This is a genomic window from Bacteroides sp. f07, from assembly GCF_042854785.1.
GTDB lineage: Bacteria > Bacteroidota > Bacteroidia > Bacteroidales > Bacteroidaceae > Bacteroides.
In genome coordinates this window covers 2,166,237-2,182,758 of sequence record NZ_BAABXI010000001.1, presented here as the reverse complement: position 1 = coordinate 2,182,758, position 16,522 = coordinate 2,166,237, and the positions used below count along the sequence as shown (strand labels likewise).

Annotated in this window: 13 protein-coding genes; all 13 read left to right on the top strand. The window is 38.1% G+C overall.

What is annotated here, in order from left to right; all coding sequences use genetic code 11:
* Positions 1-131: 131 nt before the first annotated feature.
* Positions 132-2,510, top strand: a complete 2,379-nt coding sequence (locus ACGHVY_RS08780) for an ATP-dependent helicase (protein ID WP_390598461.1) — start codon at positions 132-134, stop codon at positions 2,508-2,510.
* A gap of 27 nt (positions 2,511-2,537) precedes the next feature.
* Positions 2,538-3,227 carry a glycine zipper family protein gene (locus ACGHVY_RS08775; protein ID WP_390598460.1) on the top strand — a complete coding sequence of 230 codons (690 nt, stop codon included), beginning with the start codon at positions 2,538-2,540 and terminating at the stop codon, positions 3,225-3,227.
* Positions 3,228-3,499: 272 nt separating this feature from the next.
* A complete protein-coding gene (locus tag ACGHVY_RS08770) occupies positions 3,500-5,062 on the top strand; it encodes an ATP-binding protein (protein ID WP_390598458.1) in 1,563 nt (520 codons plus the stop codon).
* A gap of 61 nt (positions 5,063-5,123) precedes the next feature.
* A complete protein-coding gene (locus ACGHVY_RS08765; protein WP_390598457.1) occupies positions 5,124-6,047 on the top strand; it encodes a PD-(D/E)XK nuclease family transposase in 924 nt (307 codons plus the stop codon).
* A 718-nt stretch (positions 6,048-6,765) separates the two neighbouring features.
* Positions 6,766-7,824 carry a transcriptional regulator gene (locus ACGHVY_RS08760; RefSeq protein ID WP_390598456.1) on the top strand — a complete coding sequence of 353 codons (1,059 nt, stop codon included), beginning with the start codon at positions 6,766-6,768 and terminating at the stop codon, positions 7,822-7,824.
* A 173-nt stretch (positions 7,825-7,997) separates the two neighbouring features.
* Complete coding sequence (locus tag ACGHVY_RS08755) at positions 7,998-8,228, top strand: NVEALA domain-containing protein (protein WP_390598455.1); 231 nt, start codon at positions 7,998-8,000, stop codon at positions 8,226-8,228.
* Positions 8,197-9,279 carry a BF3164 family lipoprotein gene (locus ACGHVY_RS08750; RefSeq protein ID WP_390598453.1) on the top strand — a complete coding sequence of 361 codons (1,083 nt, stop codon included), beginning with the start codon at positions 8,197-8,199 and terminating at the stop codon, positions 9,277-9,279. The genes ACGHVY_RS08755 and ACGHVY_RS08750 overlap by 32 nt, the downstream gene beginning before the upstream one ends.
* Positions 9,280-9,488: 209 nt before the next feature.
* Complete coding sequence (locus ACGHVY_RS08745) at positions 9,489-9,743, top strand: NVEALA domain-containing protein (RefSeq protein ID WP_390598451.1); 255 nt, start codon at positions 9,489-9,491, stop codon at positions 9,741-9,743.
* An 82-nt stretch (positions 9,744-9,825) separates the two neighbouring features.
* The gene (locus tag ACGHVY_RS08740; protein WP_390598450.1) at positions 9,826-10,881 is read left to right on the top strand and encodes a BF3164 family lipoprotein; all 1,056 of its coding nucleotides are present in this window, start codon (positions 9,826-9,828) and stop codon (positions 10,879-10,881) included.
* The gene (locus ACGHVY_RS08735) at positions 10,832-11,761 is read left to right on the top strand and encodes a DUF1573 domain-containing protein (protein ID WP_390598448.1); all 930 of its coding nucleotides are present in this window, start codon (positions 10,832-10,834) and stop codon (positions 11,759-11,761) included. Before ACGHVY_RS08740 ends, ACGHVY_RS08735 begins: the two co-directional genes overlap by 50 nt.
* Before the next feature lie 51 nt (positions 11,762-11,812).
* Positions 11,813-13,768, top strand: coding sequence for a transglutaminase domain-containing protein (locus ACGHVY_RS08730; protein WP_390599664.1), 1,956 nt, complete (start codon positions 11,813-11,815; stop codon positions 13,766-13,768).
* Positions 13,759-15,639, top strand: a complete 1,881-nt coding sequence (locus tag ACGHVY_RS08725) for a glutaminase domain-containing protein (protein WP_390598446.1) — start codon at positions 13,759-13,761, stop codon at positions 15,637-15,639. Before ACGHVY_RS08730 ends, ACGHVY_RS08725 begins: the two co-directional genes overlap by 10 nt.
* The gene (lepB, locus tag ACGHVY_RS08720) at positions 15,636-16,511 is read left to right on the top strand and encodes a signal peptidase I (RefSeq protein WP_390598444.1); all 876 of its coding nucleotides are present in this window, start codon (positions 15,636-15,638) and stop codon (positions 16,509-16,511) included. Before ACGHVY_RS08725 ends, lepB begins: the two co-directional genes overlap by 4 nt.
* Positions 16,512-16,522 lie beyond the last annotated feature (11 nt).

The following is a 16,522-nucleotide window of genomic DNA, read 5'->3' as shown; positions in this document are numbered from 1 at the left end:
GTTAAAATAGTTAGTGATGAAAAATCGTAAAAATACCTTCATTCTCGAATGAATATTATACTTTTGTATTGAGAACAAAATTGAACGCCAAGAGTTTGTTAAAAAACTACATTGTTTTTATAATGCTGTTTATGAATACCAATTATATAGAGGAATTGAATGAGAGTCAGTGTGCAGCAGTGACTTACAACGACGGGCCTTTACTGGTGATAGCCGGTGCGGGTTCGGGGAAGACGCGCGTATTGACTTATAAAATTGCCTATTTGCTGGAGAACGGTTACAATCCGTGGAACATTCTTGCGCTGACCTTTACCAATAAGGCAGCCCGTGAGATGAAAGAACGTATTGCCCGCCAGGTAGGTATGGAGCGGGCACGTTATTTGTGGATGGGGACTTTCCATTCCATTTTCTCCCGTATCCTTCGTGCCGAAGCGCAGTATATCGGATTTACTTCCCAGTTTACTATTTATGATACCGCTGATAGTAAGAGTCTGCTCCGTTCCATCATCAAGGAAATGGGGCTTGACGAAAAGACCTATAAGCCGGGAGTCGTGCAATCCCGCATCTCCAATGCCAAGAACCACCTGGTCACTCCGACGGGATATGCTGCCAATAAGGAAGCGTACGAAGGCGATATGGCAGCCAAGATGCCCGCTATCCGTGACATTTATACCCGTTATTGGGAAAGATGCCGCCAGGCGGGAGCCATGGATTTCGATGACTTGCTGGTATATACCTATATTCTGTTCCGTGATTTTCCGGATGTGCTCGCCCGCTATCGGGAGCAGTTCCGCTATGTGCTCGTGGACGAGTATCAGGATACAAACTATGCCCAACATAGTATTGTCCTGCAACTGACCAAAGAGAACCAGCGTGTCTGTGTCGTAGGGGATGACGCGCAAAGTATCTATTCTTTCCGTGGGGCGGATATCGACAATATCCTTTATTTTACGAAAATCTATCCTAATACGAAAGTCTTCAAACTGGAGCAGAATTACCGTTCCACACAGACCATTGTCTGTGCTGCCAACAGCCTGATTGAGAAGAACGAACGTCAGATACGGAAAGCCGTATTCTCAGAGAAGGAGAAAGGAGAAGCTATCGGTGTGTTCCAGGCATACAGTGATGTGGAAGAGGGTGATATTGTGGCGAATAAGATAGCCGAACTGCGCCGCGAACATTCCTACGGCTATGCTGATTTCGCTATCCTGTATCGTACGAATGCGCAAAGCCGTATTTTCGAGGAAGCTCTTCGGAAGCGGACGATGCCTTATAAGATTTACGGTGGACTTTCCTTCTATCAACGAAAGGAGATAAAAGACGTTATCGCTTATTTCCGGCTGGTGGTGAATCCGAATGACGAAGAAGCGTTCAAGCGTATCATCAATTATCCTGCCCGCGGTATCGGAGATACTACCGTCGGCAAGATAATATCGGCAGCCACCGATAATGGAGTCAGCCTGTGGGCAGCGCTTTGCGAGCCGTTGAGCTATGGTTTGAATATCAACAAAGGAACACATGCGAAACTTCAAGGTTTCCGTAAGTTGATAGAAGGCTTTATTACCGAACAGGCAGAAAAGAACGCATACGAGATTGGAACGGATATTATCCGTCAATCCGGCATTATCAATGATGTCTGTCAAGACACTTCTCCTGAGAATCTGAGCCGCAAGGAAAACATTGAAGAGTTGGTAAACGGTATGAACGATTTTTGTGCTTTACGGCAGGAAGAAGGCAATCCGAATATATCCCTAACTGATTTCCTTTCGGAAATTTCATTGCTTACCGATCAGGACTCCGATAAGGCGGATGACGGGGAAAAGATAACTTTAATGACCGTTCATTCCGCTAAGGGATTGGAATTTAAGAACGTGTTTGTGGTCGGTCTGGAAGAAAACCTGTTCCCTAGCGGCATGGTAGGAGATTCGCCACGTGCGTTGGAAGAGGAGCGTCGTTTGTTTTATGTGGCTATTACCCGTGCGGAAGAACATTGTTATCTGTCGTTTGCCAAAACCCGTTTCCGTTACGGAAAGATGGAGTTTGGAAGTCCCAGCCGTTTCTTGCGTGATATTGATGTTCATTATTTGCGGATGCCGCATGAGGCGGGAGTCAGCCGCTTGGTGGATGAAGGTGCGGGACGTTTCCGCAGGGAGATAGAAGGCGGATTTACCCGTTCTGCTTCTCCGTCACGTGCACCTTTTGGAAGTACTTCTTCTTCTTCTGAACAGCGCGAACGGCCGAAAACGCAGATAATAGCTCCCAGTGTGCCGAGAAACTTGAAGAAGGTTAGTGCGGTAGGCAGCAGTGGGGGTACTCAGGTATCGTCTTCCGGTTCTGCATCGGTGGCAGGAGTGCAAGCCGGACAAATGATAGAGCACGAACGTTTCGGACTGGGAGAAGTGATGAAAGTAGAAGGAACGGGAGATAATGCGAAAGCCACCATCCATTTTAAAAATGCGGGTGACAAACAACTATTATTGCGTTTCGCTCGTTTTAAAGTGGTAGAATAAGAAAAGTAACACTAAATAGAGAGGTTCATGAAGAAACAACTAACAGTAATTTTGCTTTCCGCCTTGATTTTGAGCGGATGTGCGTCGGGGCGTATGGGGAATCCGGGAGCTATCATGGCAGGTGCTTCTATCGGAGGCAGTCTGGGTGGTTCGATAGGTGGACTTATCGGAGATAATAATCGTGGCTGGCGCGGCGGTTACCGTGGTTCTGCCATCGGAAATATTGTAGGAACCATTGCCGGTGCAGCTATCGGAGGCGCGTTGACTGCACCTAAACAAGACCCGATAGAAGATGACGCCTACGTTCCTGAGGTGCGTGAAGTCCGTGTTCAGAAATACAAGAAACAGCCGCAGCAGGTTCAGCGCCCGCTTACCCAACTGAAATTGCGCAGGATTCGTTTTATTGATGATAACCGCAGTCATGTGATTGATGCGGGAGAGAACAGTAAGATAATCTTTGAAGTTATGAATGAAGGGCGGAAACCAGTTTATAACGTAGTTCCTGTGGTAGAAACCGTTGGTAAAGTGAAACATCTCGGCATTTCCCCTTCCGTTATGATAGAGGAGATTCTTCCGGGCGAAGGTATCCGTTATACGGCATCTATCCATGCAGGCGAAAGGCTGAAAGACGGTGAAGTCACATTCCGTGTAGCAGTGGCGGACGAGAATGGGGTAATTTGCGATTCGCAGGAGTTTACCTTGCCTACACAACGTTGATTTTAAGGGGAAAATAATCCGGAAATATCCGGCATAAATATAGTGACGGTATGTGCCCGGGATAGTGACGCTATCCTGAGTATATACCGTCACTATGTTGGTGGGATAGCGTCACTCTTTTAAGAGCCATTTTACATAAAGAAAACCTTCGGAGAGAGGTTTTCAATATAACAATGATACGGGTAAAGATAGGAAATTCGAACCGTATTTGTACAAGATACGTGTAAAAACGCTATCTTTGTACATGTTTCAACAATAAACATTAGATTGATATGAAAGAGATATTCAGAAGATATCCTATCGGGATACAGAATTTTGAGCAGTTGCGTAATATGGATTGTGTATATATTGATAAAACTGCATTGATTTATCAATTAGTCCATACTGATACTGTGTATTTTCTTAGCCGTCCCCGCCGTTTCGGAAAAAGTCTTCTAGTCTCTACTCTTGAAGCCTACTTCTCTGGGAAGAAAGATTTATTCGGAGGGTTGGCAATAGAACAGTTGGAACAGGAATGGACTGTTTATCCTGTGTTGCATATTGATTTCAGCAGAACGAAATATACCGCTATTGAAGATTTGCAGGAACAATTGAATCTTTATCTGAGCGGATGGGAGAGGACTTATGGGAAAAATGAAGAAGAAACGAGTTATGCAGCTCGTTTGACAGGCTTGCTTCAACGGATTTATCAACAGACAGGAAAGCAGGTTGTCGTATTGATTGACGAATATGATGCACCTTTATTGGATAGTAATAGTGACTCAGCTTTACAAGGACAATTACGAACTGAAATGCGAAAGTTCTTTAGTCCCCTTAAAGCACAAGGACAATACCTTCGTTTCTTATTTCTGACAGGTATCAGCAAATTTAGCCAGATGAGCATATTCAGTGAGCTAAACAATTTGCAGAATATCAGTATGAGCGATGATTATAGTGCTATTTGTGGTATTACAGAGCCGGAATTGCGGAGTCAGATGCAACCGGATATTGAGAGGATAGCCCAAGCGAACAATGAGACTTATGAAGAAGCCTGCCAGCATTTGAAGCGGCAATATGACGGTTATCATTTCAGTGAACATTGTGAAGATATTTATAACCCGTTCAGTCTTTTCAATGCTTTTTCTCAAAGAAAATATAAAAGTTTCTGGTTCTCTACCGGCACACCCACTTTCTTGATTGAGATGTTACAGCGAATGGACTTCAATCTCAATCTCTTGGAGAAGATGGAAGTGAAAGATGAAGACTTTGATAAAGCGACAGAGGTTATCACTGACCCGATTCCCGTACTTTATCAGAGTGGCTATTTGACTATCAAAGGATATGAACCTCTTTTTCGTACATACACGTTAGGTTATCCGAACGAAGAAGTTAAAATAGGCTTTATTGAGACGCTGATTCCTTCCTATCTTAATCAACCAACCCGCGAAAGTAATTTCTATGTAGTTTCTTTCGTAAGAGACTTGATGAAAGGTGATATTGAGCAATGTCTGCTTCGTACCCGTTCTTTCTTCTCTTCTATTCCTTATGATTTGGAGAATAATCAGGAAAAACACTATCAAACCATCTTTTACTTGCTGTTCCGTTTGATGGGGCAATATGTGGATGTAGAGGTAAAGAATGCCATTGGCAGGGCCGACGTGGTAATCAAAATGCCTGACGCGGTTTATGTACTTGAATTCAAGGTGGATGGTACTCCTGGAGAGGCATTGGCGCAAATTAATAGTAAACAATATGCCATCCCTTATGAGATAGACCATCGCAAGGTTGTTAAAGTTGGAGTGAATTTCGATAGCGCAACGCGGACTTTGGGAGAGTGGGAGATAGAATATTCTTAGACAGAAATAAATTGAATCATATATACTTGAAATCAAACATTTTCTGCTTACCTTTGTTTGCATGAAAAAAGAAAACGGGAAAGGAGACGAACTTATGGCAAGTAATTATATTCGTTTCGATTGGGCAATGAAACGCTTGTTGCGTAATAAAGCCAATTTTGCAGTTCTCGAGGGCTTTCTTACCACTCTTCTAAATGAAAAGATAGTCATTCAGAAGCTGTTGGAAAGTGAGAGCAATCAAGAGGATGAGTTTGACAAGTATAATCGGGTGGATATGCTTGCGGAAAACTCAAAGGGTGAACTTATTTTGATTGAAGTTCAAAATAATAATGAGTATGCGTATTTCCAACATATGTTATTCGGCACTTCGAAATTGGTGACCGAATACATAAACCGCGGGGAAGGGTATGACAAAGTAAGGAAAGTATATAGTGTCAATATTGTATATTTCTCTTTAGGGAGTGGAAAGGATATTGTATATCATGGAAAAACTGAATTCCGCGGAATCCATCAGGGAGATGTTTTGGAATTGACTCCTTTCCAGAAACAGACGTTCAAAGTAGATAGTGTCAGTCAGCTTTATCCCGAATATTATATTTTGAAGGTCAATGATTTTAATCAAGTGGCCCGGAGTCCATTGGAAGAATGGATTTATTATATGAATACTGGTGATATACCTGATAGTGCGACAGCGCCGGGGTTGGATGAGGCTCGTCAACGCCTGAAACTGGATAAGATGACTAAAGAAGAATTAAATGCATATTATCGTCATTTGGATAATATAGTGATTCTACGTGACAATATATATACCGAGCGTGCGGAAGGTCGCATGGAAGGACGTATGGAAGGTCGTGCAGAGGGACTTATGGAGGGTCGCATGGAAGAAAAAAGAGAAATGGTACATAATATGAAATCTTTGAATATTCCACTTGATACCATTTCGCAAGTTACAGGACTATCCATTGAAGAAATAAAAAGTTTGTGATTGCCACAGAAAATTGTGAATTTTAAAATGATAAAGACAACGCTTCCATTTATACTGGGAGCGTTTTTTTATTCATAAAAATAGGATACTGTATGCGTTTCTCTTGCTTGAAATCTGAACAGTGCATGGCGCGCAAGCAAATATGCGAGTAATCAGGCATTATGAAAATCTGTATTGCTTCTGCTTATATGTTATTGTGGTGCATATAGTTTGTAATAAAGTGCTAATTATGATATTTCGTCAGAGAATTGTGGGGCTATATCGTATTTTGCTACATCAGTTTATTGTAGTAAAAAGCATGGAATAGCTGAAAATATGCAGGTTGTTTAGAGTCACACCGATGAATACATCGTTGGTCGGTGAGAAAAGCATTGATCCTCACCGACCAACGATGCGTTCCTTTTAAAGGAACGGAGCTTAATCAAGAGAGAATAACTTGTTTTTATTCCTCATTTATGCAGTTTTTAGCTCATGAATAGCATATTCTTGCATTAATTTATGCATTTATTTTTCTATTTGCTCGATTTTGAGTTGAATATTAAAAGGGAGAATCTTAAAAATAGAACAGAATCTCTTATTCTGAGAGACACGGTTGACATTCCATGCTCTGTTGAGACTGCAAGAATCTTGCTTTTCTCACTATAGATATTGTTTGGCTTATTCGTGAATTTAATTAAATAATGTTATCTTTGTGGTTGAAAAGGAACTAAAATGAAACATGATGAGAACTTATAATGTTATTTTGTTGTTTATTGTTGCCTGCATTGGTGGAGTTGTATTTTTCTTTGCTTGTAAGTATACCTATGAGTCTAAGCTATCTATTCTTAAACAGAAGGCAAGAAGTACTTTTATTGAGGCGGTTGATCAGGAAGTGAAAAGTCGGAATGTGGAAGGTCCTTTGGTGTTTACTCTTCCAGATATGGCAAATATGAAAAATGCAGAATTACTGGATTCAGTAAGTTATATAGATTCTACAGGTATATATAAGTTCAAGTTCGATAAGGAAAAACATTACAATAATATAACTACAGATACTAGTATCCGTATGATACATAGTATCACTTTTAAAGAGAATCCCATTCGATTGGATTCATTAAATATTATTTGGAAAAAGTATTTAAACGAATCTGGTATCTCACAGGAATCAGCATTATATATTTCTGTTATGGATAGGTTTGGTGATGTAACATCTACATCTACCTCTTATAGTGAATGGCGTAAGTGCTCCAATCTGATGTTTACTATTTTTATAGGCTATGCTTGTGAAATAGAGGTAATGGCTTATCTTCATTATTCCGTATGGAATATAATATATGTGGAAATTATTTTGGGTTTATTGATATACATCGTTTGTATATATATGATTTACAAATTTAGCTTATTTGTTCAAAATAAAATAGTTTCTATAAGAAAGAAGGAAGTTATAGAAAAGCCAATTATAAAAATAGTGAAAGAAATGAATGATAGTTCTTCTATACGTTCTTATAAATTACGTGGAGGTTTTATATTTCATGCAGATCAGAACTTGATAGAGTTTAATGGTCAACAAAAGATTTTGCAGCCACAGCCTAGTAAGTTATTAGAACTTTTTCTAAGAATGGAAGAAACAGGATATGTTTTAAAGAATAGTGATATAAGTGAGAGTTTATGGTCTGATGGAAGTGCTACTCCCGATCGGATTCATAAAGCGGTAGCACGTTTACGTTCTAACATAAAAGAGTTGGATTCTTCTATTGATATAAAAAAATGTGTAGATGGGTATCAATTGGTTCTATAATATAAAATTTCATCAATAGCTTTAAATCTCGATGAAATGGCACTTTTTCGATGATTGTTATTTCTTTTAGATAATATTTTCTATCAGGTCAGAAATGGTCAGACACATTTTATAGCTTCTGTTTATCAGTTTTCTATCTTTGTTCCCATATTAATCTTATAACAAAAAGTAATATGAGAAAACTGGTATTCTTCTTATTTTTATGTACAGTGGTATATTTGACAGCAAAACGCTCAACTAATCACCACGCTTCATTCAATACATTGCTTAATTATAATATAGAGGCTTTAGCGGCGGGTGAAGGTTCAAGTGTATATCAATGTTTTGGAACAGGATCCGTAGATTGTCCGGTAGTCCATACTAAAGTTAAATATGTTTTTGGAGGATATAGCCTTGAGGAGTGATATTAAGTATCTGTTCCTTTTCTTTTTAATTCTGCTCTCTTGTGGTAAGAATCATAAGGAATATGCAAAAAATGTATTTCCCTATTCTGGATTCCTGCAAGAAAAAGAATTGAAAGGAGAAGTAATAGAGCTTGATACAGCCTTGTTCCGCTATCCTTTTCGGATACGGATAAAAGGGGATAAAGCCATTGTGATGGATTTACATGGTTCCGATTATTATGGGCATTTATTCCAATACCCAAGTTTCCGGTATCTATCTTCTTTTGGTAGACGAGGCGATTCTCCCATAGAAATGTTGTCGATGGAAAACTTCCGTTTGTATAACCATGAATTATGGACTTTAGATGCTAACAAAAGCGAATTAACTAGGTTAGATTTTTCTTCATCCGGTGATTCACTGCTTCGTGAGGAAACGGTAACATTGGATGAAGATATACTTCGACCACTTGATTTTGCCATATATAATGATACGACATTTGTCATTCCTGACTATTCAGGTGAGAGCCGTTTTTTGAAGGTTAGTTGTAAGGGTAAGCTAATAGAGAAAATAGGAGCTATACCAACAACAAATGAGAAGGCCTTGCAAGAAGCTCGTCCGGCATTAGCACAGGCATGGCGTAGCTTTTTAGATTATAATCCTCGTAATAGTATTTTGGCTGCTGTTACTCAGTTGGGAGAAGTGATTGAAGTTTATAATTTAAAAGATAGTACTCATGTAGTTCGTATCGGTGAGCACGACGAACCTGAATTCAAAGAATCAGATGGATATGGTATACCAACAGGCATTATGGGATTTAGCGATGTGCAAGTAACTGATAGTGCCATTTATACGGTATTTCATGGAACGCCCTTTAAAGAAATAGCAAGGCAAAGCGGAAAACTTCCTGACGGCGGAAAGCACATTTATGTATTTAGTTTGAAAGGAGAACCGTTATGTAAATATGTACTCGACCATTATATATATGGTATTTGGGTGGATGAAGCTACTAAAACAATAATGGCAACAGATGTAAATAACGATCAGCCAATACTAAAGTTTAGCTTTGGTTGAATTAGATAATTAACTTGATTAAAAGGAGCAGAATGATGAGTTTGTTCATCTTGCCGGATTTGCTTACATATCATCTGCTCCTAAACCTTTAAAAAAAGATTCCGATGCAAACATAAGAATAAAAAATTAATGTAGCAAACTATTGCTATTCTGTTGAAAGGATAGATACAGAAGAGAAAAATAAATTGTAAACTAAAAATCATTGAAGGATGAAACAAAAAATAATGAGTATTATTGCCGTTGTTGCTATTGCCGCTATCACAGGATATAATGTATATACTTCACAAAATAATGTAAAGTTGTCGGACTTGGCTTTGGCTAATATAGAAGCATTGGCTAGTTCAGGTGAAGGTTCTCAGAGCGATTGTGAAACTTATTGTATGACCAGCTATTTTGATACATGTATAATTCGATATACAAATAATACTTTTACTACTTGTTATGATAGTAGAATAAGGCGATAGATAATCGATTGGTTTAATAGGCTATGTAGAGACATTGTTAATATGTTTTTATATAGCCTAATAATAAATATATAATAATACAATGAATATCCATAAATCATATATAATACTGTTTTTTATAGTATTGGTTGCTTGTTCAGATAAGAATGGAAGTAACTATCAAGATGCAATTACTATTGAATATAAGGATTTTACATCTATCCAAAAATTGACAGGGAAAGTATTTTTATCAGATAAAGAAGTATTAAAACCTATGCGTGTTTATGTCTGTGATACTATTTTAGTAACAATGAATCCAATGGAGAAGAAATTGTTTCATCTTTTTGATTTAAATTCTAAAAGAAAAATAGGTCAGCGGATTTCTTTAGGACAAGGACCGAACGAAATGATTCGTCCTTCTATTATAAAATTTGATGAGAATCAAATCATAATATTCGATGTTGCCACCTTTACGTTATTCACATATGATACAACAGATTTTATTTCAAATGAAAATACACTTCCTATAGAAAGAAAAACATTAGAATTACAGGCATATGGTGAAGTTGGTTTACTTTCTGATTGTTTTATAGGGTCGACTTATAATCCAAAGAATCAATTTATAAAATTTAATAATGCAGGAAATAAAGTCAGTGAATTCGGTTATTATCCAGAAGTGGCAGGCTTGTCATATACTGATGATGAAAAATTGGAGGCTTTTAAATTTTCTTTTGTAACTAATATGAAAGATAGGATTGCTGTTTGTTATAAATGGACAGATTTAATTGATATCTATGATCAAAACGGGCAATTGAAAAAAAGAATTCATGGACCTGAGCAATCGTATGCGCGTTTTAAGGAATTCCATAATGGTAATGCTATTGCCGCTACTCCTGATAAAGATAACAAAGATGCATATTTCTTTCCATATAATGTTGGAGATGATTTTTTTGTATTATTTAATGGTAAGCCTTGGAATCCGGATGCAAAGGAAGCGGAATTACCGGATCGTATATTGGTTTTTGGATGGGATGGCTCTCCTCAAAAAATATACTCTTTAGATCAAGGAATTATAAATTTTGCTGTTGACAAAATCCATAAAAAGATTTATGGAATTAGTAGCTCGCCTGAATTTCATGTCGTGGAATTTTCATTTTAATAATTGGACAGTAATGAAAGGTGGAATTTTCATATTATTGCTATTAATATTGATATCATGTTCAAATAGAAATGATAGTAATATAACTTCTCTTTTGAAAGAGTGGGAACAGAAAGAAATTCTGTTCCCTAAAAAAATATATTTTACAACAATGTTGAAGGATACTATATATTATAATCTTAACAGTGAATATAAGATATTGACGTATGTTGATTCAATAGGATGTACTAGTTGTAAACTGCAATTACCGGCATGGGATATATTGATTAAAGAAATTGATTCTTTATATGTTGATAAGGTGAATTTTGTTTTTGTTTTTTCTCCTCATAGAATTAAAGAAATTCATCATGCTATATTGACCTCCAATTTTAACTATCCAGTATGTGTGGATGATCTGGATAGTATTACAAAACTTAATAATTTTTCTTCTGATTCAAGGTTTCATACATTCTTATTGGATAGAAATAATAAAGTTATGGCAATTGGTAATCCGATACAGAATCCTCGTATTAAAGAACTTTATTGGAATATAATTTCAGGCAGACTAGATTCATCTTTGTTGGATAATCAACCGCTAACTACTGTTTCACTTTCTTCGTCTCAAATAGAAATGGGTAATTTTTCTTGGGAGAAGGAGCAAGAGGTAGAATTCGAAATCTGCAATACTGGAGAAATCCCATTAGTAATTAATGATGTGATTACGTCTTGTGGTTGTGTTACTGCAAAATACGTTAAGAAACCATTTAACCCTCATGAAATAGCAAAGATGAAAATAATTTATAAATCAGAGCGCCCGGAACGTTTTGATAAGACTATTACAGTTTATTGTAATGCATCTAATGCACCATTACGAGTGAAAGTTACTGGAAATGCTCATTAAAAGTGTATGAACAGGAATTTTAAATATACTTTAGTTATTGTACTTGTTATCATGTTAATTGGAAAAGTAATAATAAACTCTTTTAGAAAAGAGAATGTTACTTCTTTGGAAACAGTATTACAAGTGGCTGGTGAAAATAGACAAGAGTTGGAAAAGGTGCTTCGCTATTATAAAAAGAATTCATCTGATAGTTTAAAGTATAAAGCCGCTTGTTTTCTGATAGAAAATATTCCTTTTTATACTTATTCTGATGGAGAACAATTAGAAAATTATAAATCTTACTATACATGGTTGAAAAAGAGTAAAGGTAAAACACCGCAACAAGTAGTTGATTCTATAAAGAAAATATATGGTCCTATGAAAGAGCCCAGTAAGAAGCGAGATATTATGGAGATAGATTCCGCTTATTTATGCCATAACATTGATTGGGCATTTAAAGTCTGGCAGGAACAACCGTGGGGAAAGAAAATTTCGTTTGAAACGTTTTGTGAGTTTTTATTGCCTTACCGGATAGGTGATGAACCATTAACTTATTGGCGTGAAATGTACTATGAAAAATATAATTCGTTGTTGGATTCATTGCGTATGTCTGATTCATTGGATATCGAGGATCCGGTTGTTGCCGCTAATTATCTAATAAGTAAATTGCCTGATAAAAGCTATTATTATACTTCTGTAACACCATATCCATTTGGGCATATAGGACCGGAATATGTACAATACTTATCCGGTACATGTAGGGAAGTGACTGATTTTGGTGTGTATTTATTTAGAGCTTTAGGTATTCCTTGTGCCATAGACTTTGTTCCTGTACGAAGTTATATAAATGCCGGGCATTTTTGGCTGACAACGTGGAATAAGGATGGAGAAGAGTATATGACTGATTTCCCACAAAAACTGCGACCTGCACGTAAGAATTGGTGGTATCGGTGGGATGATAGTTCTAAAGTGTATAGATATACTTTTAGTGCGAACAGGGAACTGTACGAGCAAATGGCAAAGTATGGTGAAGAAGTATATCCATTTTGGCGTTTGCCGAAATTTACGGATGTAACTTATGGATATGGCTATAATTTAAAGAAAGAATTGGTTATTCCTTTGGAAAAACAGTATAAAACGAAACGGAGTGGAAAAATAGCTTATCTATGTGTCAGTGATAGGGATCGTTGGACTCCCGTTGACTGGACTGCATATGATGCGAGGCATCTAGCGTTTCAGTATGTACGGAATGGTTCGTTTATGAGAGTGGCTACTTATGAGAATGGAGAGTTATGCTTTTTGACCGATCCTTTTTATGTTGATAAACAGAGTAATGAGATCTACTATTATCCCGCAGGAAAGGAGAAGGAAGATGTGGTATTATATGCCAAGTGTGATATCGGGAGAGAAAATATGTATAGGGACCGGATGATAGGAGGTGTTTTTGAAGGGAGCAACTATCCTGATTTTTTGGAAAAAGACACTTTGTTTATTATACAGGGCAGACCTAATCGTTTGAATACGACTGTAAAAAGTTGGCCTGATAAGGAATATCGTTATCTTAGATATTTCGGTCCGCCCAAAAGTGCATGCAATATTTCGGAAGTCACTTTTTATGAGAAGAATGATACTGTTGCTCTGTCAGGGAAAATCATAGGGACTCCCGGATGCTATCAACATGACGGAACGCATGAATATACCAATGTGTTTGACGGGAAAACATGGACTTCTTTCGACTATTTTAAGCCTACCGGAGGATGGGCGGGGCTTGATTTAGGCCGAAAAGTCCGTGTAGACCGCATTGTCTATACTCCGCGCAATCGGGATAATTATGTTCGCCCTGATGATGTGTATGAGTTATTTTATTGTGACCGGGATTGGAAGTCTGCCGGAAAAATAAAAGCAACTGCCGATTCACTGGTATTTCGGGATATTCCCGTAAATACGGTGTTACTTCTGAGAAATCATACGCGCGGACTGGACGAGAGAATCTTTATTTATGAAAACGGAACTCAACTATGGAAATAAGAACTCATATCAGACTTGTCGTGGCATGGAGAATAATTATAATCTCGGGTATTATTTCTCTGATATATGCTTGTTCTTATTCGGAGAAGAAGATTTCGCATCTTTCCGGTATTGCTCCTTCTGAACATACGTTATTGGCGATTGCTCCCGATGTTGGTATCAAAGTAATAGGCGATTCGCTAAACAAAAGTTATCCGCAGTTGAGAACCGGAAAGACATTTCCGATAACAGGTATTTTACGTGTAGACGGTAAAGTTTATCGTTTCATGGGAGACGATTCTTTGCGTATATCTCCTTTAGCTCCTCTTTCGGAGGATACTATCGGATGGACGGGGAAATATTCTTTTTTGTATCCGGGAAAAGGATGGGAACTGAGAGAATATAATGATTCTTTGTGGAATGAAGGTAACGGAGCTTTTGGTCCGACAAGGGGTTATTATTATCCGGCTCATACTCTTTGGGGAGCGGAGAATATTTATGTCCGCAGGCATGTCAAGGTAGATAATAAAGATGTTTTGAAGAGTCATAAAGTGTATGCCCGCTATGTATGCGACGACCGGATAAAACTTTTTTGTAATGGGGAATTTCTGTTAGAGAATGGATTTACGCATCTAACGAAATGTCAGCGCTTGACTGATGAAGCTGTTAACCAAATAATTGATGGAGATAATATTCTGGCTGCATATTGTCGTAATACGGGAGGTGCCGGCTTGTTGGATTTTGGTTTGTACATCGAAAATAAAACTTATGCTGAAGCGGAACCGGCAACTTTGAAAGAAATGGAAGTGCAAGCCACGCAGACTCAATTTATTTTCCAATGTGGAGATGTGGAACTTCAGATTGACTTTGTTTCCCCTTCCTTATCGGAAAAATGGGATATGACAGGATGGCCTGTTGGTTTTCTGACCTATCAGGTTCGTACGGAAAGCGAAAAGGAACATGCGGTGGAAGTTTTGTTCGACGTGGACACGGAATGGATGTTTGGCAAGAGGAAAGTTGATAGTTGGGTCGATAAGGATTGGTGTTTTGTGAAGTCCGACAGTTTGTATTTGGCTATGGCAGCAGATGAAACAACCTTTTCGTGTGAAGATAATCATATCATTCTATCTCAAAAATTGTGTACGGGAAATGAAAATAGGGGGGTATTGCTTCTCGGATATGAAGAAGGGAAAACTTTCCAGTATAGTGGTGAGAGTTTACGCCCACTTTGGAATAAGGGTGGAACAAGAGAAATAAAAGAATTGATGATGTCTGTAGGAAACAGGTATCAGGAGTTGAAAGCAGAATGTAGTAAATTGGATTATCGGTGGAATATCAAGGCGTTTCAAGCAGGGAATAAAGCTTTTGCCGAACAAATGCTTCCTGCTTATCGTAATTTTATATCCTCTCATAGGTTTGTGTCATCCTCGGATAATAAGCTTTTTTGTTTTGGTGATACTTTAGGTAATGTCAGAGAAGCTTATGAAAATTTTCCAACGTTGTTGTTTTTTAACCGTACCGACTGGATGAAAGGTTTGTTGAATCCTGTATTTGCATATTGTGAAGATATTCATTGGATAAAGAAGTATCCTCCTTACGATATAGGTTTGTATCCCATTGCCAGTAAACAAGTGAAATTGGAAGACTGTGCCGTAGAAGCGGCTGCCAATATGTTGATGATGACAACTGCTATTGTAGAAGCGGAACAGGATTTCGGTTACGCTGATATGCATTGGAAACAGTTATGTTTGTGGGCGGATTATTTGCAGGAAAGAATGAAGAATATGACTTTTCCATCTGTTGGATTATTGGATAATGACGACGAACGTGTGAAATGTGTGTTAGGGCTGATGGCTTATCGTAAATTGGTTCAATTAAAGGGAAGCTTATGAACAAAGCGAAGAGAATTTTGGCAATACTGGAGAATTTGGCATTCTTCATATTCTGTATGGTGGTAATTCTATTCTTGATGCAACTGTTCTGCTTTACTTCATTCAGGATACCTTCGGACTCTATGGAACCGGCGTTGAAGGATGGCGACCGGATATTAGTTAATAAGATGATAAAGGGGGCCCGTTTGTTCGATGTGTTTGCAGCTTTGAATAATGAGGATGTTGTTATTCACCGAATGCCCGGATTTGGGAATTTCAAGAGAAATGATATACTGGTTTTCAACTTCCCTTATCAAATGAACCGTTGGGATAGCGTTCGGATGGATGTAATGCAGTATTATGTAAAGCGTTGTATTGCTCTGCCGGGAGATACGTTGGAGATTCGGGGAGGATTTTATAAAATACGTGGATGCGATGAACAGTTGGGAAACCATAATGCCCAATACTATATTGCAAACTTGGAGCATCCGGAACAGCATGGCATTGTAGTAGGTACATTTCCGTATGACAAACAAATAGGTTGGACTATCCGTGAGTTCGGACCTTTGCCGATTCCCAAGAAAGGCCAGATAGTAATGATGAACCGTACGAACTGCCTTTTGTACAGGCAGTTGATAGGTTGGGAACAGAAGAAGAAACTACGTATAAAAGACGGACAGATAGTATTGGGGGACAGCGTTATTACCCAATATCGCTTTAAAAAGAACTATTATTTTGTTTCCGGTGATAATATGGCTAATTCGCAGGACTCGAGATATTGGGGGATGTTGCCGGAAGAGTACATTGTAGGTAAAGCTTCCCGTATATGGTATTCGGAAGATAAATTTACGGAGAAACCTCGTTGGAATAGAATTATGAAGAAAATCAAATAAAGAACGAAAAT